General features: G+C 42.0%; 34 protein-coding genes. 10 read left to right on the top strand and 24 right to left on the bottom strand.

The features are described 5' to 3' along the window. Positions 1-119: 119 nt before the first annotated feature. From ACQCVH_RS18080 to ACQCVH_RS18070, 3 genes are all read right to left on the bottom strand, one after another. Positions 120-1,109: a sigma-70 family RNA polymerase sigma factor gene (locus tag ACQCVH_RS18080; RefSeq protein WP_426837000.1), complete on the bottom strand. Its 990-nt coding sequence runs from the start codon at positions 1,107-1,109 to the stop codon at positions 120-122. Between the two features lie 137 nt (positions 1,110-1,246). Beyond that, a complete protein-coding gene (locus tag ACQCVH_RS18075; RefSeq protein ID WP_426837190.1) occupies positions 1,247-2,005 on the bottom strand; it encodes a MerR family transcriptional regulator in 759 nt (252 codons plus the stop codon). Between the two features lie 24 nt (positions 2,006-2,029). Then, the gene (locus tag ACQCVH_RS18070) at positions 2,030-2,848 is read right to left on the bottom strand and encodes a VOC family protein (protein ID WP_426836999.1); all 819 of its coding nucleotides are present in this window, start codon (positions 2,846-2,848) and stop codon (positions 2,030-2,032) included. A 248-nt stretch (positions 2,849-3,096) separates the two neighbouring features. Here ACQCVH_RS18070 and ACQCVH_RS18065 point away from each other — a divergent pair, with 248 nt between their 5' ends. After that, the gene (locus ACQCVH_RS18065; protein WP_426836998.1) at positions 3,097-4,239 is read left to right on the top strand and encodes a metal ABC transporter solute-binding protein, Zn/Mn family; all 1,143 of its coding nucleotides are present in this window, start codon (positions 3,097-3,099) and stop codon (positions 4,237-4,239) included. An 87-nt stretch (positions 4,240-4,326) separates the two neighbouring features. Here the strand turns inward: ACQCVH_RS18065 and ACQCVH_RS18060 are convergent, their stop codons facing one another. Next, entirely contained in the window at positions 4,327-4,905 is a 579-nt protein-coding gene (locus ACQCVH_RS18060) for a hypothetical protein (RefSeq protein WP_426836997.1), read from the bottom strand. Positions 4,906-5,204: 299 nt separating this feature from the next. Here ACQCVH_RS18060 and ACQCVH_RS18055 point away from each other — a divergent pair, with 299 nt between their 5' ends. Beyond that, positions 5,205-5,960, top strand: a complete 756-nt coding sequence (locus ACQCVH_RS18055) for an SDR family NAD(P)-dependent oxidoreductase (protein ID WP_426836996.1) — start codon at positions 5,205-5,207, stop codon at positions 5,958-5,960. 118 nt (positions 5,961-6,078) lie between these two features. Here the strand turns inward: ACQCVH_RS18055 and ACQCVH_RS18050 are convergent, their stop codons facing one another. The 5 genes from ACQCVH_RS18050 to ACQCVH_RS18030 form a co-directional block, all read right to left on the bottom strand. Further along, positions 6,079-6,651 carry a hypothetical protein gene (locus ACQCVH_RS18050; protein WP_129612699.1) on the bottom strand — a complete coding sequence of 191 codons (573 nt, stop codon included), beginning with the start codon at positions 6,649-6,651 and terminating at the stop codon, positions 6,079-6,081. A gap of 373 nt (positions 6,652-7,024) precedes the next feature. After that, positions 7,025-7,441 carry an RrF2 family transcriptional regulator gene (locus tag ACQCVH_RS18045; RefSeq protein ID WP_009793461.1) on the bottom strand — a complete coding sequence of 139 codons (417 nt, stop codon included), beginning with the start codon at positions 7,439-7,441 and terminating at the stop codon, positions 7,025-7,027. Positions 7,442-7,499: 58 nt separating this feature from the next. Then, a complete protein-coding gene (gene spxA / locus ACQCVH_RS18040) occupies positions 7,500-7,895 on the bottom strand; it encodes a transcriptional regulator SpxA (protein ID WP_426836995.1) in 396 nt (131 codons plus the stop codon). 250 nt (positions 7,896-8,145) lie between these two features. After that, positions 8,146-9,150, bottom strand: coding sequence for a DUF3231 family protein (locus tag ACQCVH_RS18035; RefSeq protein WP_306009151.1), 1,005 nt, complete (start codon positions 9,148-9,150; stop codon positions 8,146-8,148). A gap of 148 nt (positions 9,151-9,298) precedes the next feature. After that, positions 9,299-9,811, bottom strand: coding sequence for an SRPBCC family protein (locus ACQCVH_RS18030; RefSeq protein ID WP_426836994.1), 513 nt, complete (start codon positions 9,809-9,811; stop codon positions 9,299-9,301). Between the two features lie 193 nt (positions 9,812-10,004). Between ACQCVH_RS18030 and ACQCVH_RS18025 the strand changes: the two genes are divergently transcribed. After that, positions 10,005-10,646, top strand: coding sequence for a cupin domain-containing protein (locus ACQCVH_RS18025; protein WP_426836993.1), 642 nt, complete (start codon positions 10,005-10,007; stop codon positions 10,644-10,646). 124 nt (positions 10,647-10,770) lie between these two features. Here ACQCVH_RS18025 and ACQCVH_RS18020 read toward each other — a convergent pair whose 3' ends face one another. The 7 genes from ACQCVH_RS18020 to ACQCVH_RS17990 form a co-directional block, all read right to left on the bottom strand. After that, positions 10,771-11,046, bottom strand: coding sequence for a hypothetical protein (locus ACQCVH_RS18020; protein WP_426836992.1), 276 nt, complete (start codon positions 11,044-11,046; stop codon positions 10,771-10,773). A gap of 40 nt (positions 11,047-11,086) precedes the next feature. Beyond that, on the bottom strand, positions 11,087-11,542 hold the full coding sequence (locus ACQCVH_RS18015; protein WP_426836991.1) for a DUF4064 domain-containing protein: 456 nt from the start codon (positions 11,540-11,542) through the stop codon (positions 11,087-11,089). A 193-nt stretch (positions 11,543-11,735) separates the two neighbouring features. Next, positions 11,736-12,203: a nucleoside 2-deoxyribosyltransferase gene (locus ACQCVH_RS18010; RefSeq protein WP_426836990.1), complete on the bottom strand. Its 468-nt coding sequence runs from the start codon at positions 12,201-12,203 to the stop codon at positions 11,736-11,738. A gap of 63 nt (positions 12,204-12,266) precedes the next feature. Continuing rightward, the gene (locus ACQCVH_RS18005; protein WP_426836989.1) at positions 12,267-12,704 is read right to left on the bottom strand and encodes a hypothetical protein; all 438 of its coding nucleotides are present in this window, start codon (positions 12,702-12,704) and stop codon (positions 12,267-12,269) included. Beyond that, positions 12,701-12,907, bottom strand: coding sequence for a helix-turn-helix transcriptional regulator (locus ACQCVH_RS18000; protein ID WP_426836988.1), 207 nt, complete (start codon positions 12,905-12,907; stop codon positions 12,701-12,703). The genes ACQCVH_RS18005 and ACQCVH_RS18000 overlap by 4 nt, the downstream gene beginning before the upstream one ends. Before the next feature lie 121 nt (positions 12,908-13,028). Beyond that, positions 13,029-13,238, bottom strand: a complete 210-nt coding sequence (locus ACQCVH_RS17995; protein ID WP_426836987.1) for a helix-turn-helix domain-containing protein — start codon at positions 13,236-13,238, stop codon at positions 13,029-13,031. Between the two features lie 9 nt (positions 13,239-13,247). Then, positions 13,248-13,724 (bottom strand): DUF2975 domain-containing protein, encoded by a 477-nt coding sequence (locus ACQCVH_RS17990; RefSeq protein WP_426836986.1) that lies wholly within the window; start codon positions 13,722-13,724, stop codon positions 13,248-13,250. A 175-nt stretch (positions 13,725-13,899) separates the two neighbouring features. Between ACQCVH_RS17990 and ACQCVH_RS17985 the strand changes: the two genes are divergently transcribed. After that, positions 13,900-14,430 (top strand): hypothetical protein, encoded by a 531-nt coding sequence (locus tag ACQCVH_RS17985; protein WP_426836985.1) that lies wholly within the window; start codon positions 13,900-13,902, stop codon positions 14,428-14,430. Between the two features lie 46 nt (positions 14,431-14,476). Here the strand turns inward: ACQCVH_RS17985 and ACQCVH_RS17980 are convergent, their stop codons facing one another. The 5 genes from ACQCVH_RS17980 to ACQCVH_RS17960 form a co-directional block, all read right to left on the bottom strand. Next, positions 14,477-15,073, bottom strand: a complete 597-nt coding sequence (locus ACQCVH_RS17980) for a GNAT family N-acetyltransferase (protein ID WP_426836984.1) — start codon at positions 15,071-15,073, stop codon at positions 14,477-14,479. A gap of 151 nt (positions 15,074-15,224) precedes the next feature. Further along, complete coding sequence (locus ACQCVH_RS17975; RefSeq protein WP_426836983.1) at positions 15,225-15,620, bottom strand: NUDIX hydrolase; 396 nt, start codon at positions 15,618-15,620, stop codon at positions 15,225-15,227. A gap of 25 nt (positions 15,621-15,645) precedes the next feature. Beyond that, positions 15,646-16,197: an ATP-binding protein gene (locus ACQCVH_RS17970; RefSeq protein ID WP_426836982.1), complete on the bottom strand. Its 552-nt coding sequence runs from the start codon at positions 16,195-16,197 to the stop codon at positions 15,646-15,648. A gap of 56 nt (positions 16,198-16,253) precedes the next feature. Beyond that, on the bottom strand, positions 16,254-16,673 hold the full coding sequence (locus ACQCVH_RS17965; protein WP_426836981.1) for a VOC family protein: 420 nt from the start codon (positions 16,671-16,673) through the stop codon (positions 16,254-16,256). 63 nt (positions 16,674-16,736) lie between these two features. Beyond that, positions 16,737-16,943 carry a hypothetical protein gene (locus tag ACQCVH_RS17960; protein WP_426836980.1) on the bottom strand — a complete coding sequence of 69 codons (207 nt, stop codon included), beginning with the start codon at positions 16,941-16,943 and terminating at the stop codon, positions 16,737-16,739. 77 nt (positions 16,944-17,020) lie between these two features. Here ACQCVH_RS17960 and ACQCVH_RS17955 point away from each other — a divergent pair, with 77 nt between their 5' ends. The 4 genes from ACQCVH_RS17955 (at position 17,021) to ACQCVH_RS17940 (ending at position 19,579) form a co-directional block, all read left to right on the top strand. Then, positions 17,021-17,206, top strand: coding sequence for a DUF4083 domain-containing protein (locus tag ACQCVH_RS17955; RefSeq protein ID WP_426836979.1), 186 nt, complete (start codon positions 17,021-17,023; stop codon positions 17,204-17,206). Between the two features lie 138 nt (positions 17,207-17,344). Beyond that, entirely contained in the window at positions 17,345-17,881 is a 537-nt protein-coding gene (locus ACQCVH_RS17950) for a sigma-70 family RNA polymerase sigma factor (RefSeq protein ID WP_426836978.1), read from the top strand. Further along, complete coding sequence (locus ACQCVH_RS17945) at positions 17,881-18,288, top strand: PadR family transcriptional regulator (RefSeq protein WP_426837189.1); 408 nt, start codon at positions 17,881-17,883, stop codon at positions 18,286-18,288. The genes ACQCVH_RS17950 and ACQCVH_RS17945 overlap by 1 nt, the downstream gene beginning before the upstream one ends. A gap of 4 nt (positions 18,289-18,292) precedes the next feature. Continuing rightward, positions 18,293-19,579, top strand: a complete 1,287-nt coding sequence (locus ACQCVH_RS17940) for an FtsW/RodA/SpoVE family cell cycle protein (RefSeq protein ID WP_426836977.1) — start codon at positions 18,293-18,295, stop codon at positions 19,577-19,579. A 93-nt stretch (positions 19,580-19,672) separates the two neighbouring features. On the opposite strand, the gene ACQCVH_RS17935 is transcribed toward ACQCVH_RS17940, so the two are convergent. The 3 genes from ACQCVH_RS17935 to ACQCVH_RS17925 form a co-directional block, all read right to left on the bottom strand. Further along, complete coding sequence (locus ACQCVH_RS17935; RefSeq protein WP_426836976.1) at positions 19,673-20,326, bottom strand: 2OG-Fe(II) oxygenase; 654 nt, start codon at positions 20,324-20,326, stop codon at positions 19,673-19,675. A gap of 201 nt (positions 20,327-20,527) precedes the next feature. Further along, positions 20,528-20,947 carry a cytidine deaminase gene (locus ACQCVH_RS17930; protein ID WP_426836975.1) on the bottom strand — a complete coding sequence of 140 codons (420 nt, stop codon included), beginning with the start codon at positions 20,945-20,947 and terminating at the stop codon, positions 20,528-20,530. 40 nt (positions 20,948-20,987) lie between these two features. Next, complete coding sequence (locus ACQCVH_RS17925; protein ID WP_426836974.1) at positions 20,988-22,610, bottom strand: lysylphosphatidylglycerol synthase domain-containing protein; 1,623 nt, start codon at positions 22,608-22,610, stop codon at positions 20,988-20,990. 171 nt (positions 22,611-22,781) lie between these two features. Between ACQCVH_RS17925 and ACQCVH_RS17920 the strand changes: the two genes are divergently transcribed. Both ACQCVH_RS17920 and ACQCVH_RS17915 read left to right on the top strand, forming a co-directional pair. Continuing rightward, a complete protein-coding gene (locus ACQCVH_RS17920) occupies positions 22,782-23,897 on the top strand; it encodes a serine hydrolase (protein WP_426836973.1) in 1,116 nt (371 codons plus the stop codon). A gap of 289 nt (positions 23,898-24,186) precedes the next feature. Beyond that, positions 24,187-24,605: transposase (locus tag ACQCVH_RS17915; protein ID WP_426836972.1), on the top strand; the 419-nt coding region annotated here is incomplete at its 3' end.

The raw sequence follows: 24,605 nt of genomic DNA, 5'->3' as shown, positions 1-24,605 counted from the left end.
AAAAAAGCAATCAGCTTGCCGGCTGGTTGCTTTTTTGTGTAAACCTAATGTTTGGCTGTGCTGAATTTGTGTGAACCAGGAAGACGGCCTTGAACCTGCATGAAGTAGGGATCTTCTGATTAAAAAGTTTCACCCTTTCCATAATCCATGATCCTCTCCCATTCCTGTCCAAACAGTTCTTTCTCTGTATCAAGCTTTATTGAAAGTTCAGCCGCAGCCACCTCTAGAAATTCCCGGCAAAAATAATAGCTTTTATGCCGGATGAGCTTACCTTCTTCAATTTCCACTGTGGCAATGTCCCATAAAACAGGGCCTGAACCGGCATCCCTGGTATAGATGACTGTATACCGTCCCCATAAGACAGCAAGCTTTGCGGAAAGACCAGCTGTACTGCCCCCCCAGTCACCCATAGAGTTCTTCCGTATCTGTGTTTTCCCGATATCCATGCCCTGTCCGACCACTTCATTTGTCGCATACTCACCAAGAAGCTGGCCGATAGACTGGAAATCGCCCCTCACAAAATAATCCATATACTGCTGGATGACTTGTTTTTTTTCATCTGTCAGCATTGCCTCTTGGAAAGGAAGATCTGGCACAGCCCTCTGCTTTTTGAGATTAGCTCTCGCCCGGCTAAGCAAAGATTGGACACCTCCTTCTGTTGAACCGATGATTTCAGCGGTTTCCCGGATGGTGAAACGGTATACCTCTGCTAAAAGAATGGCCGCTGCCTGCTTTGCCGGCAATTGATGAATAAGAATCTCAATACTTTCAAGCACTTCTGAATAAGACACGAGATCACCATCCGGAATTTTTTCCAGCTCCATATCAAGCAGCTCAGGCGATCTTTTCCTGAAATGGTCCATCCATGTATTCGTTGCAATCCGGAACAGGTAGCTTTTTGCATTCATTGCCTGCCCAACCCTTGATAAAGAAGATAATGCCTTTAACAGGGTGTCCTGCAGCAAATCTTCCGCGTCCCACGGTGATCCCGTCAGCTTCCGGCAATAATGCCATAGCTGATCCCTGTATGGCTGAACGATGTATTCAAATGAAGATGCAAGCTCCTCCATATCTTTACTGATGGAAGACAAATCATTATGTCTCTTCACAAAAATCCCCCTTTTTCTATTCAATCTGTAAGACGGAATTGAATTGTAAAAACAAACTGACGATATAAAATATAATTCATTTTTTTAGGGGAATCTTCACTTCATTCAATTTGTTTTTTTGAGATCAGCTAACTTCTTCAGCATCCAGCAAGTGGAATGAGATAACTGAACGTCCGGCTTTCCGGGGATTCATATTTTTCCATTTTACTGCCCTCCGCCTTGAATCCAAACCTCTGAATCTGCCTCATAAAGTGGAAGCAGGTGAAAGGATCATACACATTGCATTCCACGGCAGCAAATAAACTTGGGCCAATCCGCTCAGTATACATGTCTGTATAACAGCCAATTTCTTTGCAGGGCTGGTTTTGTAAAAGGCAGCCCACTTCACCGGTTATTGTATCTCCCTTCGATTCTAAAGTTCTTACAAATACCCCTGACTTTGTTTCAATCCTTAATATCTTCATTCTTTCGATAATTTCAGACAACTCATTCTGAAAGGGATGGAAGGTTCTTGGAACAGTGCGCCGGAACCAGATAAAGAAGCTGTCCCCCTCCCATTTAACGAGATGCAGATGCCGCTCTTCAGCTTGCATGGAGTTCAAATACTGCTTTGCGATATTCATAGACGCAAGTTTTTCCTCTAATTCCCGCTTCCATCCGAATATCCATTTCTTCTGCTCTTCTTCTTCACCTTGCAAATAAGATTGGATTTCTTCTATTTTTATATCAGCCTGCCTGAGAGAATGGATGATCATTGCCTTGTGTATCTGTTCTTCTGTATAAATACGATAGCCTTTTTCACTGCGGCCTGCTGGCTCAATCAATTTTTTCCGGTCATAAAATCGGAGAGTACTCGGAGGAAGCCCGGTCCGCTCAGCAAACATCTGTATATTCATTTTCAATGAAGTACCTGCTTTCTTTTATGAGGGATATGACCAGACATTGATCCTGTTCCCATCAGGGTCATAGAAATGGAACCCGCCCCAGCCTGCTGTTGGATTGCCCGCAATTTCGGATGGGCTTAAACCTTTTTCAGACAGCAGCTCATATGTTTGATAAAACTCATCAGGCCTAAGATCAAAATAATTCCTGACTGAAGGGTTCCCTTTTTCAAAAGCAGCGCCGGCAGCCGTTTCCAGCCATACACTGTCATGGAATACTTGTTTATGCTGAATCCAATCGTATGCATCCTCTACCTGCATATGAGCAAATTTGCTCCCAAAGCGTTTGGTCAATTTAAGTCCTAAGTGCTCCTCATACCAGGAGATTGCATCATCCAGATTTCTCACGCCAATTCTTGCATTAACAGGACCGAATCCCATGATTCTTGCATCCGGAAATTGACTTCCTTCTTCAGGATTATACACAGCTGTGATTCTCGCCTTTTCATATGCACTAATGTCATAACTCTTTAGTCCTCCTGGAAGCTCAGCTATCGGAGTTACTTCAATCCCCTCATTCATAAAATAAGAGAGAGACCTGTCAATATCCAATATTTCAAAACATAGTCTCACTTGCCCTTCAATGCCGCCCCCCTTTTGAAAGTGTTCAAAATTCCCTTCAAAAGATTTGAGTGTAACAACCCCCAGTCTTGGCATCTTCAAAAACGCTTTTTTGCCGACCGGCGAAATGATCTTATCCAGGCAGCTCCAGCCAAAATGCCTTGTATACCACTCCACCCCTTCGTCGAATCCATCCCATGAAACCATGATAAAGCCGCCATCCCAACGAAATGTCATTTTACAGACCTCCTCCATTAAAATACGGAAATTTCTTCCATACCTAATACTAAAGCTTAAAGTTAGTTTAAGGTCAAACATAATTTTGAAAAATCTTAAAATCTTTGTTTGCTATTTTAAAATTCATGCATTAGAATACAAATAGTAATCATTACGTTTTAATACGCGCGCAGCTATTTTTTGTCAGTTAAATCGGAATGATTTCTAATTACTTAACATAAAAGGTTTAGAGAATAGGAGATAAAAAGATGAAGATGAATAATTGGAAAAATGTTTTGCTCAGTACTTTGCTTGTCTCTTCTGCTTTCCTGGCAGCCTGTTCAGGTCCAGATAGTGAAGGCAAGTCCGGTGAGGAAAATACGGAAGAAAAACTTCAAGTCTTCACTACTATTTTTCCTCTAGAGGATTTTGCAAAAAAAATCGGCGGGAATAAAGTTGAAGTTAAGAGCATTTATCCGCCGAATATTGATGCCCACTCTTATGAGCCGGATATTAAAACGATGACAAATATCGCAGACGCCGACCTGTTCATCTATACAGGAGCCGGTGTTGAAGAATTTGCAGAAAAAGCTGAAAAAACACTTCAAGGCGAAAAAGTGAAAATTGTAAAAGCGGCTGAAGGAATCGAACTTTTAAAAACGGCGGATGAACATAGTCATGAAGGCGAAGGACACTCTCATGAAGAGGAAGACCACGACCACTCTGAAGAAGGCCACTCCCATGAAGGAGAAGACCATGACCACTCTGAAGAGGGACACTCCCATGAAGGAGAAGACCACGACCACTCTGAAGAAGGCCACTCCCATGAAGGAGAAGACCATGACCACTCTGAAGAGGGACACTCCCATGAAGATGGCCACCACCACGGCGATCATGACCCTCATGTTTGGCTTGATCCATCAAAGGCTATAACACTAGCGGAAAATATAAAGAACAGTATGGCTGAATTAAAACCTGAAGCAAAAGAGCAGTTTGAGGATAACTTTAATGTTCTGAAAGAACAGCTTACTTCATTGGATGCTGAGTTTAAACAAACGATAGCAGAAAGCAATACAAAATACATTCTTGTATCCCATGCGGCTTATGGCTACTGGCAGGAGAGGTATGGTCTTGAACAAATCGCGATTGCAGGCTTATCCCCTACACAGGAGCCCAGCCAGCAGCAGCTTGCAAGGATTATAGAAGAATCCAGGGAGCATGAACTGAATTATATCCTGTTTGAACAGAATGTTGAATCTCGTGTTGCAAAAGTCATCCAGGATGAAATCGGTGCGGAAAGCTTGACTCTTCATAATCTAGAAGCAGTAACCGAGGAAGACGTTAAAAATAAAGAAGACTATTTCTCTATAATGGAGCGTAATTTAGAAACGCTTGAAACGGCTTTGAACTAACAGACACTCCGGTTGATCACAGTATTATTCTCCCAGAATCACTGTTAAAGATCCCCTCCCTTTTAGGTGCGGGGATTTTTCATTTTTTTATTCCAGCCGATTGCTGTATCGCTTTTCCATCCACAAAAAAACATTTGTAATCATTTTTGCTGTCAATAAAACAGTTAAATACCCTCCAAACAAATGAAGATAATGAGTGTTTCCATACATTCGAAAAAGGCCAATTGCAATTAAGAATGGCTTAAAGACAAACGCTAAAAATACTGCTGTAAGAATGATATATACATAATAGTTCTTTCCTTTGTTCAAAGTCCACTGATAGACAAGCATGAAAACAACAGGTATTAAGCTCGAATCAATGGATATTCCAGGAGTTACCGGAATCAGCGGAAACGGGTAATTCCAAAAGCCGCTGTTTTTACCATACCAGTCTGTATAATTGAAAAACACATGGATGCTGTAACCATAAAAACCAAGCAGAAAAATCTTGCTTCGGTCTATTTTGAAATAAAGCACAATTAGCGGAACAAAGAAAAATGCCGCCATCAGCCAGTACTCAAAGGATGTATACAGCGAATAATCCATCCAGTACGAATTGAGGGCATCCTGCCCTGTTTCATTCATCTCTACAATATTATCGAATTCTTCGACCCTTTTATTCTCCATCACTAATCATCCTTATAAATGCTTATTAAATATTTTTAGATGGCTGTTTCAAAATTAATTAATCTGTTCACCATAACTATAATATCAATCAATATTTTCAAAAATATTCCTCGAACAGTTTGCCATCCTTGAATTAAGACTTATGGGGGCACCCTGTTAGGCAGTGCCCTCTTATCTGGCAGAAAAAAGACCATGCATCCGTATTAGTCAGATGACATGTTTAAATGCTTTTATTTAGAGAAAAATTAGAGAGTAGACATAAAAAGTCAAAGCTCTTTATACAGCAAGGAGGAATATACATGAGCAGCAATAAAACAGCTATCATAACAGGTGCGGGAAGCGGAATAGGACAATCCACTGCCGTCCGTTTAGCAAAAGAAGGTGTCGATATAGCTGTTGTCGATATTAGTGAAAAAGGCGGAAATGAAACAGTCGAGATGGTTAAAGGGCTGGGTGCTGATGCTATCTTTATTAAAGCAGATGTTTCCAGGAAAGAAGAAGTTAAGAATTATGTAGACAAGGCCCTTGAAGAATTCGGCAAGATAGATTACTTCTTTAATAATGCCGGTATTTCTGGAAGCGGACAATTTTTTCTTAACACAAGCGTAGAAGAAATTGAGCAAATTGTTGGCATCAACCTCATGGGAGCGCTGTATGGCGTCCGCTATGTTGCTGAAGAGATGCTGAAAAAAGGCGGTGGTTCAATCGTTAATACCGCTTCCAGTGCAGGTGTAATCGGGCAGGATTCTGTTGTAACATATTCCGCAACAAAGCATGGTATCGTTGGATTAACGAAGAGCATGGTTGCTGAGTATGCAAAAGATGGTTTAAGAGTAAACGCTATTGCTCCAGGTCCGACTGAAACTCCCATGGTTAAGGCCTTTTATGAGGCAAATCCTGAAATGAAGGAGAATGCAACAGGCGGCATTCCCCAAAAGCGTTTAGGAACACCGGAAGAAGTAGCAGAGCTTGTCACTTTCCTTCTAACTTCCAAAGCAGAATATATTAATGGTGAAGTAATCAGAATTGACGGCGGCTTCACTAATACTAAATAGCAGTAAGAATATGGCATAAAGCAGAGGGACCCCCTCTGCTTTTCATTATCTATCTGTATATACCTATAATACTAAAAGCAGCACACTATCCTGCCTCACTTAAGCATTGTTCAGGGAGCTAAACTTCTGCCCGGTTCTTTTGCATGGAAATGAATATATTGGTGATGATTTTAGCGACGAGGAAAAAAGCAATATAACATAAGAACAAATGGAAATAATTCACGCCCTTGAACATTCTGAAAAAATCTAAGCTGACTAATATAGGCTTAATGACAAAAGCAAATACAGCAGATAATAGCAATGAATATAAATAAAAGTTCTTCTTGTGGTTTAATGTCCACTGGTAAAGAAGGATGAACATAACGGGAACAAATGATGCATCCAGGGCAAAGCTCGGGAGGACAGGCAGCAGTTCATAAGGATACTCCCACAGACCCAGCCTGATTCCGATTGAATTCGTATAAGCAAACCAAATATGATAATTCAGTCCATAAAAACCCAGGAGCAGTATTTTACTTCGGTCAATTTTAAAATACAGAAGGATCAGCGGGACAATAAGAATAATAATTACTGCCCATAGCTGCCAATCATTAAAGCTCGAATACTCTTTCCAATATTCAATCTGCTCACTGGAAAGAGCCCCTGCCTTTTCTCTTATATCCTTAAGCATCTCCCGCTGTCTCTCACCCATCAAATACACACCTTTACTTTGAATTTAGTTCAGTTATTCATGCCATGCTGATTTTTGGCCCATCTGTGAAACTTTGTTTAGCACAGCATGATAATGGGATACAAGAATAGGTTTTGGTGTTACGGAACAAATTATTCCAAGATGCATTAGAAAAGCGGACTCAAAAAAGAACGCAGACTATAAATGCCGTGTTCAAAGTCAATGTCTTATAAATCCTGCCAAAAAGCCTTAAAAACACTCTCCTGGAATGGCATCTATGAAGTGACAGCAGCCAAGACAGCCATTTAAGCTGGAAATATGCTTCTTTGTCATAAAACGAAAAAATGCCAGCTGCAATGAGCCGGCATTTACCTGGAAAACGGTAAGAACATATTTAATTGCTGTCCTGATTGACCAGTTCAACTATGTCCTTAATCGTATAATCTTTCAAATATTCGCCAAGATGCTCTTCTGCTCCGATGAAGATGCTGAAGAGAACGTTCCGCATATTGGCCCCTACTATGCATTGTTCGTTGGATTCCGGACATTTTGGCTGCAATGCGCCTTCAGAGGTGATTTTATAGATATCCCATAAACTGACCTCATCCAGCTCCCTTGCAAAAATAAATCCTCCGCCGGTGCCTTCCTTGGATTTGATAAAGCCATTCCTTTTTAACAGGCTCAATACTTTACGGATCCGTACAGGATGGACCCCGGCGCTCTTGGAAATTGCCTCGCTTGTAGACATCCGGTCCAGCTGCAGCGCAAGATAGGCCAGGCTGTGAATGGCTAGTGTAAAGTCGCTGTTCATGGATAGCCTCCTAACTAAGCAGAGTTCCAAGCCATTCTGCTGTTTTATGCATCACAGATCAGTTGGCCAAATTCTGCATTTGCATGAATGAGAATGTGCGCAGTTTCCGCGGAAGGAAACTTCTGATTTCTTCATCATTATATCCGACCTGCAGCCTTTTTTCATCAATGATGATCGGCCTTCTCAGCATCTGCGGATTGTCAGCAATCAACTGATACAGCTCTTTAAGAGGAAGAGAATCGATCTCCATGTCCAGCTGCTGATAAGCTTTGGATTTAGTTGAAATGATTTCTTCCGTCCCATTTTCCGTCATGCGCAGAATGGATTTAATTTCTTCAACAGTAAGGGGTTCGTTAATGATATTCCTCTCAGTATACTCAATTTGATGCTCTTCAAGCCATGCCTTTGCTTTGCGGCAGGATGTACAGCTGGATGATACATATAGGTTGACCATTAATCATGCACTCCTTTAATGAAGATTTATATAGTGATTTTTAGTTTATCTATATTGAAGTGTAAAATAAAATGTTACAGTTACAGCAAAAAATAAATAAAAATATCAGAGTCACTACTGTAATTTTAATATTTACAGTTGAAAAAGTCAACCTGTTTCTTGCTTAGGGAGCTGGTCATTGCATGATCCTTACCAGCCCCCAGCGAGCTTCTTTATCCTAGTATAAAAGCAGAATACGTATTGTGACGGATTACTCCTTAGCCAAAGCTTCATGATCGGCAGCTGCAGGAGGTGCTTCAAACCAGGCATTTTTAATCATAAGCTGCATGCCATCCTCAGCGATCAGTGCAATTTCTACATTCATTCTGGTATATGCAGAAACAATATCCCTTCTTTGGCTGAGGGCGGCTGCTTCGCCATAATAACTGATCGCTGCCGACAAAAGGCCAGTTATATGGAAAAGCATCAGCTTATCAGAAAATGGCGGCACAGTTGAATCTGTTACTTCCGATTCAAAGACTTTGGGGACATGCAGGTTCTCTTCTTTCAGTAATGATGCAAGTATTTCAAAGTGCTTCACACAAAGCCCTCTTGCCCTTTCCATGTACGCCCTCACATCGTTAGATTTACAAACCTGGCTGAAGCCGAGCTCTAATACCATCTTCACCATCGTCTTCTGCATATTCAGAAAGACACCGCTGATTTCAATCGCATTAATGGGCCTGCGTTTTCCAAGCCAGCCCTTCATATAACCGTTTTTGATAAAATGCACTTTCTGTTTATTATGGAGTGTTGGAGCTTTATCAATTATACCTTTTTGAAGAGCCACCTCGGTAGTGCGGTCATACAGCTCCAAAGCTTCTGAGGTACATTGCATAAAGTATTGCCTGATATCCTTCCGTGAGCATACTGACGTCGCGCCTGCATATCTTGTAAGCCCATGGAGTGCCATGATATGTAAATAAACGATTTTAAAAGCATCCGTAAATAATCCAGGGGCATCTGCATTTACATCTTCTTCAGAAAAGCCTATCGGCAGAGGCTGATTCTCACTTTTCAGGAGCTTTTTAGTCTTTTCTAAATGCCGCTCTGACAGTTCAAGGGCGAACTCAAACACTTCCCGGATATTTTTGTCTTCTGCATCTTTCAGCATATGCTGAAGCACACAGCTTGATAAACTGTCATTTATGTATTGCGACCATATGACAGCATATTCAGAAGCATTCATTTTTGTTTGGTGCTGGATCTGTTCCATGCATTTCCCTCCCTGCTGTATATCCGTTATTTTTAACTTTTTTAATAAAATTATTTATCTTTAAACATAAAGGGAGGGTGCAGGTTTTTATTTCTATTCTGCCATTCATACAAAAAGGCCAAATCCCATGATCCGGCCCCGCTCAATTTTAAACCTTATTCCCTGACAAGAGTGCATCCAGTTTTCTCAGCTGAGAAGAGAACCCCTCAGCAGCCCCCATATCGATGATCTGCCTGATAGCTCCGCTGGAAGGAAATTCAGTGACGGACACATACTTGGTTTTCCCCTCTTCTTCACTAAATGTTGCCGTAATCAGGGTTTTTGGCAATGATTCATTAATATTTCCTTCTTCATCGGAGAAAGCATCAGTATGGACAATTTTCTCTGGTGCCGAGATTTCCTTATAGACAGCAAGCCCCCAAGATTCCATCCCATAAAATTCGCCCTGGCTTTTGTCCTTGCAGGTCATACCATAATGCCATATCCCGCCAGGTTCAAATTCAAATTTCTTATTCTTCGTTTCCCAGCCCTCAGGACCCCACCAGCTTTCCAGCAATTTGGAATCTGTGAATGCTTTAAATACCTCCTCCCTTGGCGCATCAAAAATCCACTCCATTACCAGGTTATTGCCTTCTTCCCTCATAATCAGCTTTCCGCTCATTTTTTCTGCCTCCCCTTTCGTATGTTCCGCGCTGCCTTTAACTTCTGTCCGTGTTTATATTCAACAGGCAGTAAGCATTTCCTTTAGGCAGGCTTCAATACATTTCGACATTCTTCTCTCAGAATGGCACCTGCACAATCAGCTCATTGCTGCATAGTTTATTGGAAATAACATTCCCTGGGAGAAAATGAACATGACTGCTTATCTGGATTACACTTCCCCGTCCCTTGCGTACGCTTTCGATGTGAATAAAAGCCCCCTTATGAAAAAAGACAGACATAACTTTATCAATATTCTGGGGATTGCCCAGCTGAATACCCTTGAAAATGTTTCCCTGCTTGATATATATCTAAGCACCGGCAATGCTGTAGAACCCCATTACCACCAGAACGCTGCAGAATTGGTCTATTGCATATCCGGAACAGCCACTGTTTCCCTGCTGAATCCTTTTACAAAGAACATCCAAAACTATACGATCGGACCAGGACAGGTTGCCAATGTACCGCAAGGCTGGTGGCATTACGAAGTAGCCCTGCAGGACAACACGCATCTTCTTGCTATTTTTAATGCACCGACGCCTGAAGTGATACTTGGTTCTGATATCCTGAAATTTACACCGGCCAATATTATGGCAAACACCTACTGTATAGATGAAAACCACTGGAAAGAGACGGTTGCCCAAGTGCAGCCTACAGCCTATATCGGTCCTGCCAATAGCTGCAGCAAATCCAATAAAATGGCGCGCAGGCACCAATATTCCCATGGACATCAGGGTTCAACTTCCCAGCCATCCGCTTATAGCAGAGCAGGATTCTGGCCCGTATATCCAGGATGAATGCCTTCATTGCACTAAAGGATTACGAAATTTAAATGTATCCCCAATAAGAGGATAAATAAAATCCGCCGCTTTCATTAATAGAAAGCGGCGGACACCTTGGCAGAGTTAAGAATAGTTTTACTCATAGTTGCTTCTCTTCTTTACTTTTGCTGTACTTTTTCCCGGCTCCAGAACCTATGAATACAGTAAACATAATGCAGGAAAAGGTATAGATTCTCTCGTCTTCAATGGGGACAAGCTCAGTGAGCAACAGCCATGCTGCAAAAGGTAGTGTGATCGCCAATGCCCCGGCTGCCATTGTGCCCAATCTGTTGAAAAGTTTTTCACGGACTCTAAAGACAGGCTCTATTGCGAACTCTAAAAGAAGATCCAGAGCTAATGGAATGGTTATAAACATCCTATTTTCCTCTTCATATTTCCATAAATCCGGTCCCTGTTTAATAATCCGGATACGAAGGTTCTTTTTTCTTATTGGCTGTGAGGATCAAAACTCCGGCGGATATAAGAAGGCCTGGTATAATTAATGTGGGCAGACTCAAAACACCAATAACAATAAAAATGATCCCTGCAGCTTTCGGATATTTCTTTAGAGTTAAAATGCCTGCCAGGTTGAGAAACAGCATAAGAAGCCAAAAAACGAGAAATATAATAAGCACTACCTCGACAATATTCATAGTCCCGCCCGCTATCTCCCGGGCTGCTGCAGTTCCATCCTGCCCTGCCATTTCCCGCTGGAACTTTGGATCGCTGCTGATCAGTTCAGTTAAAATATTTGCCGTATATCCCCTCGAAACGAGGAAATAGAAAAGTCCTGCGGAAAAGTTGATCAAGACCATTACGCCAAAAGAAATAAATCCCAGCAGTTTAGGCACCCTGTATTTTTCTTCTGCCAACTTTTTTCTCTCCCTGCTCTTTCTGTAATATCTTTTCTGCTTTCCTGGAACTTCGCTCGATCCTGCTCTTAGATTATAATTTCACATTAGGAATCATTTTCCTTTTTTATTGTAATCTCTGCCTCTTTATTATTCAACACTTGTGATTATTGTTGTGCCCGGCAAATTGAGTTATATAGAATAACCATTGCCTTTAAATAAGTGGGCCTTTATAAGGAATTTTAGGCATATTGATAAAGTCATATGCGGCAATCTCATCTGCCCTGGTCAGGTAAGCATGCAGGCTTTCCACCAGCATTAAATTCGGAATGCTCGCTTCTTTTTCTTTTATCAGTATGATCGGCTTTTGCATTGCATACGCATAGCCCAGTTCAAAGGCAGTTCCGCTGTCTACAGAGTTTTCTTCATAGTCGTGAATGGCAACTACCACGTCCGCACGCCGCAAAAATCTTAAATCATTTTGGAAAACAGTCTTCCTCCAGGGATCAGAAGCAAAGGTCAGCTGCGGGAACTGATAAAATCTCGCCGAAAAGAAATCAGCCACATAAGGATTCTTCCTTAGCGCACTCTCCAGCCTCCCGATTCTTTCCAGCTGCTCCTCATTAAAAAAAGGGCTGGCGATAAAAACCCTTACCGTCCTGAAAAACTGATTTTTCTCCATCGTTATTCCTCCGCATTTTTTGTATATATATGTTCAGGAGGACTGTGATTATGTTAATTCCTTTTATTCGCCTTCCTCATCATGCCAATCTGCCTGTTTCAGCCGCAGCCTGTAAATGTAAAAGGCAGGTATTCCGCTGCACACAGCTACAATAAAACCGACGAGCATACCATCACCCCACCCATAGCCCGGTGTTATACTGATCAGATAAGAAATGATGACAGCCACTGCCAGGATGGCTGTTATGCTTACAATGAATGGCTTCTTCGGATCTTTTCCCCCTCTCTCATGCTCCACACTCACACTCATGGATAGATAAGCAAATACAACCGAGGTTCCGATAAAAACAAGCCAAAGCGGATTCTTACGCATAGCTTCCATGCCGCCTTGTATTAAATCGTATGCAAGAATGCAAAGGATTCCCAGCGTCTGGACGATATAGACTATTCGTACATGCTCTAAATTTCTCTGCTTCAAACGTTCATCCGTAATTTTTTTCATTTCAGGTCCTCCTCTTCCACCCAGAATAATTCATCCAGATTTGACTGGACTGCATAGCAGATCTGGAGGCACAGCTTTAAAGAAGGATTATACTTACCCTTTTCAATTAAGCTCACCGTCTGCCTGGTAATCCCCACCCGGTCCGCCAGCTCTTGCTGGGTCAGCTCTGCCTGCAGCCGGGCCCGCTTCACGTTATTTTTCATATATTCTTCCTCCGAATAAAATGTAACATATATATTACTTTATGTAAAATATACATTCCATCTTCAGATTAAACGCCATGAAAAAAAAGAGACAGGCTCGCCCTGTCTCTTCATACTTCTGCTATTCTTCTTCACGGTATTCGAGAATATCGCCCGGCTGGCAGTCCAGTGCCCTGCAGATACTGTCAAGTGTGGAAAGCCGCACTGCCTTTGCTTTACCGTTCTTCAGTATAGAGAGATTAGCCATGGTGATTCCCACCCGCTCGGACAGCTCTGTAACACTCATTTTCCTTTTTGCCAGCATAACATCTATGTTAATGATAATCGACATTCCTTCACCTCAAATAGTCAGTTCATTTTCATTTTTCATCGTAAGGGCGCTCCGAAGCAGCTCCTTCAGGACAGCTGCAAATACACTGATGACAAAAGAACAGAAAGCAATGGCTGCACCCATCAGCAGAACTCCTGGATGAAGAGCACCGGCAGCTCCGACTCCGATAATGCCAGCAGCGTAAATCAGTCCCAAAGCAATGCCGCAATTCCTGATGCGGCGGAGCGACTGGACAGAGAGATCGGAAAAAGCAGAATGCCCTTCAATATATCTTAATAGATTCCATGATTCATACAGCGCTATATAAAATGGAATGGCAGCCCCATACATGCCCAAAAGGACCGGCCATTTCAAAAAAGCGAATTCAGGGTTCTCTGCAGCTGCACTCCCTGCAAGTCCAGGCAGAAGAAAAATACAGAGGACGGCCACGATCAATCCCATAATAAGGATGGCGGCTTTTAGAAAACTTGTTATAGCTTTGTTCATTAGGTACCTCCGGTTAAAGAATTATAAATTTATCTTAATACAGATTTTATCGTATTTCAATAAAAAAGAAACAAATTTCAGTAAAAATTTTATGATTCTTAATATAAAAACATTGACATATTTTATTGACTTGCGATAAATTATTATTACACTTCAATATTGGAGGCTGTTCATTATGACATCTTTTTTATTTTTGGGAATCATAGCAATTGCTTTATTGCTTATTTTGTTTAAAAAGAACCCTGCACTTGAGGGGAGTGCAGCCAATCGGAAGATGGTAAATTTATTGAGTCATGCTTCCTGGTTTCAAAGCCATTGGAGAGCTGGTTTGTTTTTATTTGTTTCCAATGCACTGCTGTTTTCAGCAGCACTGCTGTTTTTGTATTCGCTGCTGTTTATTAATATACCTTATATCCACCTGGTAATCATGTTCCTGGCAACAGCCTTTAGCATCCGTTTATGGCTCAATATAAAACTGGCATGGAAAGGAGCTGAAAAGGGACGTTTAAAAGCGGGGCTGATTGGAAGCAGCTTTTATCTATTTCTATTCATTTTCTTTTTTTATCAGTTTGCAGCAGCAGAGTCAGAATTTCCTGGGGATGACCCCTTTATGCGGGCCATTGGTTTCTTATTTGGAATGATTGTGGCAGCCACTGCAGGTATTTCTTGTTTATCAGTTATTAGTATTTCTTCACAAGCAAAATGAAAAGGCAGACTTTATGTCCGCCTTTTTGCAATGCAGGTAATAAATTTTAACAAATTATACTACATTCTCTTTCATAACAAACGCATTCATGCACTCTCTTAAAGCTATTCTTTATCATTGCAGTATCTTCTCCCGTATAATGGGCAAAAACCTTCACAGGATACAGGTCCTTCAAGCCTGCAGGGACAGTCCCTTTCAGCTCGTCTTCGCCATTCATATAAACATGCAAATATGATTCCTTCTGGACGAAACCATTTTTCTCATACCAGGCACGAACCCATCTATCATCACGGGTCCATGCTTCCATCCTGTTCAATCCTTGTTTCTTTGCAAGCCTTGCAGCTTCCTTCAGCAGGGCTGCCCCAATCCCCCTCCGCTGAAAATCGGGGTGGACGGCAATATGCCAAATCATTCCGCCCAGCCCGGTTCCGCGGGAACAGACTGTCCTTTCCTCTTCCTCATATTCCAAATCAAGCAGCCCTGCTATCATCCCGTCCACTTCGGCAACAAGCTCGATCGCCGGATGATCATATTTTTCCTTTTCACGAAGAACATTGTCATAATAAGCCGTATTCAAAAATGACAGCACCCTGCAGCGGACCCAGCCTTTCTCATCTTCCGGCTGATAGGTTCTGATAATCATACTTTCCTCCTTCAGGGCCGCTTACAGCAAGGCCCTTATTTCTGATTAGTAAAGTGTACATTTACTGGCTTTTGGTATATCAAGTTGTTATTGTCACAAGTTTACGTTGTTTTAGAATTTGCAGACTTACTCCTGGCTTACACTGGAAAGCTCAAAGAAACGCCATTTCCTTTACCAGCTTAGCCACTTCTACTGGCCTTACAGGCAGCTCTTCGAGTAAACCGATATCCACCCAAAGCGGTTCATAATTGCCACGGTCCCGCGCCGGATCAAATTCTTCTCCGGTCCCGCTGCCCATAATACCAGACACCATCTCTGCAAAATAAAAATATTGCGGACCATTAAAATCATGACGGACCAGCAATCCGCCGACCTTAACATCAATTCCCAGCTCTTCAAGGATTTCACGTGCTGCTGCCTCCTCAGGCAGCTCCCCAGGCTCTGCCCCTCCGCCAGGGAACACATAATATTCCTCACTTTCCCTGATCCGCTTAATGAGTGCCAGTTTCCCATCCTTAATGATTACCGCCCTGCCGCATATTCTCAATTCGCTCCACTCCCGCTTCTATAAATTATTGTTCAGAAAGCCTGACAATTTCTCTAATCACAGAACCAGCCTCTTCATTATCTTTGATAACAAAAAGATAATCCCCCTCATCTTCAGCGGGATCTTCCTTTAGAGTATCTGCCTGCTGCCGCTCCAGCACCTCTAAAAAGGAGGCAGCGCCCCTAAAAATATTAGTGCTCCTGGTGCTTGCTGCAGCCCTTGCTTCCAAAATGGAATCCTCGATATGTAAATGAACAATAATGCGGAAGAATTCTATACTTGGAAAAACTTCTTTCAATAGATACGCTCTATCTTTCCTGCTGAGATTCGAATTACAGATGATCATATGCAGGCTGGTATTTTCTTTTGCATACTCGACAATATATTTTGAAAGGCCGTGCTTTAAGGTATTCGGCCCGCTTACAGGCTGAAGAGCCTCATAATATGTATGAATAAATGCCGCGTGGTTATCCTGGTCCATCACAAAAGAGCCTTTCAGCTCTTTCTTCAATTCTCCTGCAAATGTGCTTTTTCCGCTGTGTGTCTTCCCAACGGTAATGATTGCAAATCGTTTCATATATTCAGCTCCAACTCATAAAATTATTCAGACAAAAAAAGGACCTGAAGGCCCTTTTACTGTGATACAATGAATTTTTCTTTGAATGAAGGACTCAGCTCGCTCCATACATCGAACAGATTGCCGTCCGGATCCCTAAATACAAAGTTTCTGCCTGCGTGACCCCTCTCCTCAATCTCGCCTGTATGGATTCCTTGTTCACTGAACTCCTGGTGAACAGCTTCAAGGGCATCCAGCCCGTCCACTTCAAACGTCAGCGAAAACCTTTCCGTTCCTGAAGCATCTGTGAAATTGCTAGTTTGTGATTCTGCTGCTTTAACAAGAAAAAAGCTCTGGTTTGCCAAATTAAGGATGGCTTTGTCTTCATCAATATATTTCAGCTCTGCCCCCAGCTTCCCAGCATACCAATCTGCAGATGTCTGCACATCCTTAACCGGAATATAAGCAGTCCCTACTCTCCAAATCTTTTTGCTCATGAGAATCCCTCCTGGAAAATTCAGTATACACAGAGATTCTACATCCGAAAGCAGGAATCCTTTTTATTCTGTCAGCTTTTTTGCCTTTCTTCTGGATGAAATTGAAATCCAGGCTGCCGTATAAAGGATAATGATCAGAACTCCACAGATTAGAAACAAATAAAACGAAGCAGTCCTTCCTTCAGTATAGCTGCTGTATGCCTGTGAAAAAGAAACAATAGAAATAAAATAGCCTATTATAATCTGAAATGGCTGTATATGTTTGAACATTGCAATCCCCCCTGCTGACTGATAGTATTATACCATAATTTCCCTAATATTCTTTTGAACAGCATTGGAGGTATAGTATGTATATAGGAGATTGGATGATTTTGATAATCATTGTTTTGCTGACTTTGCTGGGTGTATTCTCTTTTACCCTGTTTATAAGGAGGATGGTGTCCCGTTCAGCAGCCTCCTATTCTTCAGATCAGGAGCTGCATGCCAAGCTGGATGAAATCATCAGATTGCTGAAAAAACTGGAAAAAGATTAATAACTGTCTTGCCCTCCTTAATTCGGGGGGTTTTCTTATTTACCTTTTAAAAGCTAAAATGAAATGTAACTTTTTTATAAAAAAAACAAACCTGAACAGCGGGTGCCCCGTCTAATGGTTGGAAGGGAGCAAAAGACCGTGGAAGAAACTTTATCAGAAATATTATTGGCGATGGACAGGGAAGCAGCCATTGATCAGATTATGCAGCTATATGGCCAGGATATCCTCCAGCTTTCCTATACATATGTAAAGCAAAAGGATGCAGCAGAAGACCTGACACAGGAAATCTTTATTAAATGCTATAAAAACCTCCACCAATACAACCGCAAATCAATGGTGAAAACCTGGCTTTGGCGGATTGCCGTCAATCACTGCAAAGACTATCTCAGAAGCTGGCACAACCGTCATATTATCCTTTCGGAAGAACAAGCAAAGTCAGGCGGCAGCCTGAAGGATGAGGTCGAAGCAGCCGTAATCAGAAAAGACGATGATTCACAGCTCGCTTCAGCGGTCATGGATCTGCCGGACCATTACCGAGAAGTCATCTATCTTCATTATTACGAGGAAATGAGCATGAAGGAAATAGCGGCCGTCACCAGCATCAACCAAAATACAATCAAAACGCGCCTTAAGCGGGCAAAGCAGCTATTAAAAGAAAGACTGGAGGAGCTATGATGGAAGAGCGCCTGAAGAGATTAAAAAAAGCGATGGAAAATACTATTTTCCAGGACCTGTCATTTACCGACAAAACCCGTGAAGAGGTAAAGTCAAAAGCAAGAAATCTTCAGATAAAAACGGAAGAAGATGTCATCCTTGCCGTCCTGCAGCTGCTTGTCAATGAAAAGACAGGATTTGAATTGACCAGAAGCATCATCGCAAGGGGAATTTCTAACTTTGAAAAAAACGAAGGCTTCCTCTATGCCCTGCTGCACAGGTTGGAGCGGAAAAACTATCTTCAGTCCAGCTGGCAGGATTCACGCAAATACTACCAGCTGAATGACAGAGGCAGGAGGCTTCTGGAGCAGTCAGAGGAAAAATCGGCCGGCAGGCGTACGGCCCTCCAGGAATTATGGGAGGGATGAAATAATGGCAGCTGAGAAAGACGGCTTCCTCATTGAGGTCAAAAAGCATATAAAATCCAAAGAAGCCAAGGTTTTTGTCCATCAAGAGCTTGAGCATCATCTCCAAGAAACGAAAATAGAGCTGATGACAGAGGGAATTGAAGAAACAGAGGCGGAAAAAAAGGCAGTCCTGCAGATGGGCAGCCCCTCAGAGCTTGGGATGCAGCTGAATAAAATCCATAAGCCGAGGGTGGATTGGATGCTGATTGGGCTGCTGGCGGCAGCTTTTGGGATGGGTCTTCTACCATTGTTTAATATCCATTATGAAGATTATGATGTTGACTTTCTTTCAAAGCAACTCGTCTATATTGGCCTTGGTTTGCTGGCTGCACTTGCTGTCATGTTCTTTGACTATCGGAAACTGCGGAAATGGAGCTGGCACTTGCTTACAATTGGGGTTTTATACCTAGTTTTATTGCTTATAGCACCATTTTCTATAAGGGCCATTATAAACGGGTTCCCATATTTCATAATCCCTGGAATTGGAGCATTCGGCGGAATGACGATACTGCCGTTGTTCTACCTCTTTTGGGCAAGCTTCTTTTCGAAAGGAAAGCCGAACTTATGGATAGGCTGGCTTATTTTCAGCACTACGTTATTTCTTTTCTTATCGCTGCCGGGCTTCCCTATTGCCATGATGTACGGCATCCTTGTCATGATATTATTTATCAGAAGCGCCGTAAAACGCAAAACCATCATCGCAACACTATCTTCTGTCGGCAGCATCATTGTCTTATTTGGCATTATTGCATGGTTCACAAGCAAAGAGTATCAAAAAGTCCGCATACTCGCTTTCCTTAACCCAAAAGAGTACTCGGAAACCTCAGGCTTTATGTATATAAAGATAAGAGAGATGCTTGCTGAAGGCGGCTGGCTTGGCAATCCGGAACGAACGGAATCGATCCCTAATTTGCATTCTGATTATGCCTTCGTGAACATCACCTATTTTTACGGATGGCTGATGGCTGGCCTGTTAATTATCGTACTTACCCTTCTTTTAACCAGATTGATATCCGTTGGCGGCCAGATTAAGGACCCTCTCGGCAAACAGCTTGTCACTGGGGCAATCACCCTTTATTCAGTCCAGTTTCTTTATAATATCGGGATGACCTTAGGGGTTCTCCCGATCATATCCATATCATTGCCGTTCATAAGCTATGGACTAACACCGGCGATCCTTAATGCTTTTGTCATTGGCATTGCCCTCAGCGTATACAGGCGTAAGGATTTTACAGCAGCAGGCCACAAATAATATTGAAAAAAAAGACTTCTTAAAAGGAAGTCTTTTTTTTATATGAATTGTTGGTGCAGTTCTTTTCTTCAAACAATATCGATTTATTCTGCTTTATAGCTTCTTTCTTCTCATCCACTGGGTGGCTGCCCACTTGCTTCCTTTAATCACAGGCGCCCCCCCATGAAGAGTCAGATCATTCAAATCCTGATTATCATAGAAGTATTCGAAATAAACTGCCGAGCCTTTATGCGGGTTCACTGAAAAATTCAGCTTAGGAAAATACGTTTCCCCGCCTTCCTCGACATCATTCAGATACATAACAAGCGTGCTGATCCTCGGATTGCTTGCCGCCCTGCTGGATGAGGAAAAAAAGTCAAAATGGGCCTTATATTCCTGTCCGATGTGATAATTCAGCATCTGCAGGCCCTCACCATGTTCCACAGGGATATTCATAATTTGCGACAGCCTTCTTTCGATCCTTGCAACCAGCTCATTTTCGCCTTCTTCAAAGAACATGCTGCTGCTCGTCCTAATATCGTCTACCGTGCGGGTGTTTCCGATTTTTGAACGCTTCAGCTTATCCTCGGACATCCTGATCAACCCTTCACATTCCTCATCACTCAGCACATTCCCCAAAATCACGATCAGCGGTTCCTCTATTTTGGCAATGATATGAATCTCTCTATCTTCCGTTCTTATTTTATTACCAATATGATCAAAAATAGTCTGTTCTCTTACCTGTGTTTCATTAGCATCTATTTTCAACTTTCATCTTCCTCTTATTCAATTTTTAATTTTCTGAAATATTCGATAAATAAAAATATGGTTCCGCTGAGATTGGAATGCTGGTGTAAGGATGCCCTCTTAAAATTCTTTTGAACTTCAACTTAATATTACACTGAGGATAAAAGAATTTCTATCATTTTTATTGATGAAAAATCCATAAATAACTTTTATTCAAGCAGCCTATTTTACTCCATACTTCTCCGGAAGCAGCTCCATCACATTGCTTTTAACGAGTTTCCCTTGATAAGAAAGAATTACATCCGTTCCCTTTCCATAATCGCTGATCAGTTCTCGGCACATTCCGCATGGTGCAACTACCCAGCAGTCTTCTATGTCTTCATGAGGATGGGGATGGGCGACCGCGACAATCGTTTGAAATTCATGTTCTCCTTCAGAAATAGCCTTCCCCATCGCCATTGCTTCCCCGCAAACCGTTATTCTTCCTACATTTGCCTCCATATGGACGGCTGCAAAGATCTTCCCTGAGGCTGTCCTGACAACAGAACCGATATGGTGCCTCCCATAACGGTAATTTTTCTTGATTACTTCCTCTGCGGCATGAATCAGTTCATAATCTTCCTTTACTAACGGTTTTGTCATGATCATCTTCTTCTTTTCCCCATTTCCTGCAAGCTATTAATCATATTGCCGAATTTCTCTTTCTCTTTGAAAATGACTTTGACACATAGGAATGCCTTTCTTTTTCAGCCATAAAACGGTACCCCATTTTGTTAAAAACAACAGCAAGGCAAATGCCTGCAACTGCTGAAACAAAAAGCTCACTTGGCTTTTTCACAAGTAAGTCCCTGACTGGAGCCGGGATTGCCCTTCCCACATAAGGATGGTCAAAAAATCCGATCATAATATAAGAGGCTACAGTTCCCAAAGTTAAGCACCAGGTTATAAAAAATGCCTTCCATGAAAACGGAGAGCTGTCCCTGGAAAATTGTTTCTTGGCCCCCCGCAGCAGCGAAGCCATCCCCAGCATGAATAAGGCCTCACCTAAATCGATTCCTTTAAAAAAGGTAAATACAGCTCCGCTTACAAGTACCATATAAGTCAATATATAAGATGCTTTCACTTTCAGATAAATGCTCCTTGACAGGAGAAGCAGAGAAATTCCCGCTGTAACGGAAAGCTGAAATGACAGATTCAGCAGTGATTCAGAGAAAAGTTTTTCAGCAAACAGCATTTGTTCCAACCCTGCAGGAGCCCCGGCAGATATCAATAGCAGCACCCCGCTAAGGAACACCAATACGGATAGTGCCCAATGGGTAAAATTTGACAGCATATAATTGGAAATCATATTGTATTTTTTTATGAATCGGCCAGCCCTTGAATCCATAAACAGTTCCTTCGTCTGCACCGCTACTTCAGTAGATGCCAATATCAGGCCAATTATAAATGGAACAATATAATAGAATATCCGGTAAAACACCAGTATGAGCAAAACACTGCCATCATCCAGCCCGGACTGCTGGAGGCCGATCAGCACAATGATATCAAAGGCGCCTGCACCTCCTGGCACAAGGCTCAATGAACCCGCGACTGCACCAGCGACAAAGATGGTTAGCACCAGATGAAAAGGGAGGCTAAAGCCTAAAACAACAGCTATGCCCCAAAGAAAGGCAGCCGCTGAAAACCATTCAGCCACAGAAGCCAGTACCGCCAGCCATGCCCATTTTCCTTCCCATGCAGCATTATCATTTCTTCTGACATAAAGGAAGATAAGATAGACTGGCAAAAAAGCAGCCATTCCCCATAAGCCGGCATTCAGCCAAGGATAGGCTTCCAGCACCGCTCCTTTGCCGCGAAAAGAAATAATTGAGATCAAAGACATAACAGATAATCCTGTCAGCATAAATGGAGTCAGCCATATAATGCCGCCGAGAAGGCTTTTAGAATCTTTTGTATAGGCTTTGAGGAGAAAAGCGCGCAGGCTTGCGCCAGCCACCCCGCCGAAGCCGACTACATTATTGATCGCATTGGATATCCATGAAATTTTGGCTAAAGCTGGCAAAGAAATCTCCAGGTTCAGCTTTTTTGCGAGGATAAGATCATATGCAGCTAGTGCAGACACCGCTATCATCCCCATCAGGAAAATTAACAGCAGCTGTGCAGGAGACAAACTTTTTATATCTATCAGCAAACCGGAGGGGTCAATCTTTCTAAGCTCGTTTTTCCCCTCATGGTAAATAAACAAAATGAGAATAATGGGCAATAGATACTTTGCAGCTTGGATTGCGAATTTATTGTTAAACATATGTTAAGCCTCTTTTAATCAATTTGTCAGACTTTCCGGACACTTACATCATACCGTAACTTTAACATAGCTTCACCCTATTTTTTTACATATGCTTTTTAAAAATCCTCTAATTTATTGAAACCTCTGCCTGTTTCTTTCCGTACAGATAATAAAAGGAGGGAAATTTTTTTGAAAATATTTCTATGGATCGGCGGCATCGTATTCCTTGCCGTCTGTATGGTAATTGCTATAGGCGCCTGGCTCTACATAAAGGATGTAAAGAAAGACGAACCGGATTACCTGATTAAATTCATTAAAGAGAATAAGAATAAAAAAGATTTATCACTGTTTATCAGCCATAATAAAGAAACATTAGCCAAAATTCATCCTGACGAACCTTTGCCTTTGGCCAGCACCATGAAATTCATTGTAGCAATAGAATACGCGAAACAAGCAGCCGCAGGAAAAATTGATCCTGAACAGCAAGTCAGCCTGAAGGAGCTTGAAACATACTATGTACCTAAAACAGACGGCGGCGCCCATGAAGCATGGCTTTCTGAATTAAAAGGAAACAGCGCTACACTGCAGCAGGTGGCGAAAGGCATGATCGCTTACAGCTCGAATGCGAACACAGATTATTTGATTGGATTGCTAGGACTCGACCAAATCAACTCCAATCTGGAAAGCTTGAATTTAGAAAATCATGAACCGCTTTATCCGCTCGCCAGTTCCTTATTCATTCCATTAAAAATAATGGAAGAAAATAAGCTGTCAAAAAAAGAAGCGCTGGCCAATCTGAAGGAAATGCCATTACATGAATACCGCAATATGGCAAATGAAATTCACAGATCCTGGCAGTCCGCTCCCCCAACCTCTGAAAATAAGTCCCAGGTTCTCAAAAAGCTTGATATGGACTTTCAGGAGATCTGGTCTGACAGGCTCCCAAGATCGACGGCAGCAGATTATGCTTCTCTTATGGAAAAACTGAACAGCAAGTCTTATTTTGCAGAAGACGTACATACCCAGCTTGACCCGGTTCTTGAACAGCTGATGGAAGACCCCCGCAATCAGGAATGGCTTTTGCACGCAGGCCAGAAAGGCGGCTCAACCGCTTTTGTCCTCACAATGGCCATGTATGCGACAGATACAAATAACAATCAGACTGAAATCGCTTTTCTCTCAAACAATCTAAGTCCCAAAGAGCAGGCAAAACTATCACGTAATATGAACAGCTTCCAGCTGAAGCTGCTGAAGGAAGAAGATTTCAGGGAAAAAGTACGCAGGGAGCTAATAAATCTAAATTAACAATACACTCTCCTGGGGCTGCTATTATTTTTATTGAGAAATAGCGGTTCAAACTCTCTCTCCGCTGAGACCATTATTTTGGTGTTTCAGTGAAATAGCGGTTCTATTTATCTTCGCTGGAACCATTATTTTAGTTTTTTAGTGAAATAACGGTTCTAGCTCACTCTGCTGGAACCAGTATTTTGGTGTTTCAAGATTAAGTCCGTATAATTGTGTAAAAAGAAAAGGGGTCATTTTAATTCCTTTTGTCAACAATGTTAACAACCACGAAAACATTGGAGGAATTAAGATGACCCACTTACAGTTTAACCTAAATATTGACACTTTAAAAGAATCTGTCATGAATTCTAGCCTCGATGCAGTTGTAAAATCTTCGATTGTGCTGGTTCTTAATGAATTTATGGAAAAAGAAAGAGATGAGCATTTAATAGCTGGCGCATATGAGCGTTCTTCCGAACGACGGGATTACAGAAATGGCTATTATGAAAGAGAACTCCTCCTCGGTATCGGAAAGATTAAATTGCGGGTTCCACGTACACGAGAAGGTGATTTTTCCCCTTCACTATTTGAAAAATTTTCCAGGGTCGACCAAGCTCTTACGCTCTCTATGCTTGAGATGGTTGTTAATGGGGTCTCTACTCGGAAGGTCACTAATATTGTTGAACAGCTTTGTGGTGAGAGTGTATCAAAGTCCTTTGTTTCTTCACT

The sequence above is a fragment of the Bacillus infantis genome, assembly GCF_050107595.1.
Taxonomy (GTDB): Bacteria; Bacillota; Bacilli; order Bacillales; family Cytobacillaceae; genus Bacillus_AB; species Bacillus_AB infantis_C.
Note: the sequence above shows the minus strand (reverse complement) of the source record. Positions and strands in the feature narration are given on the sequence as shown.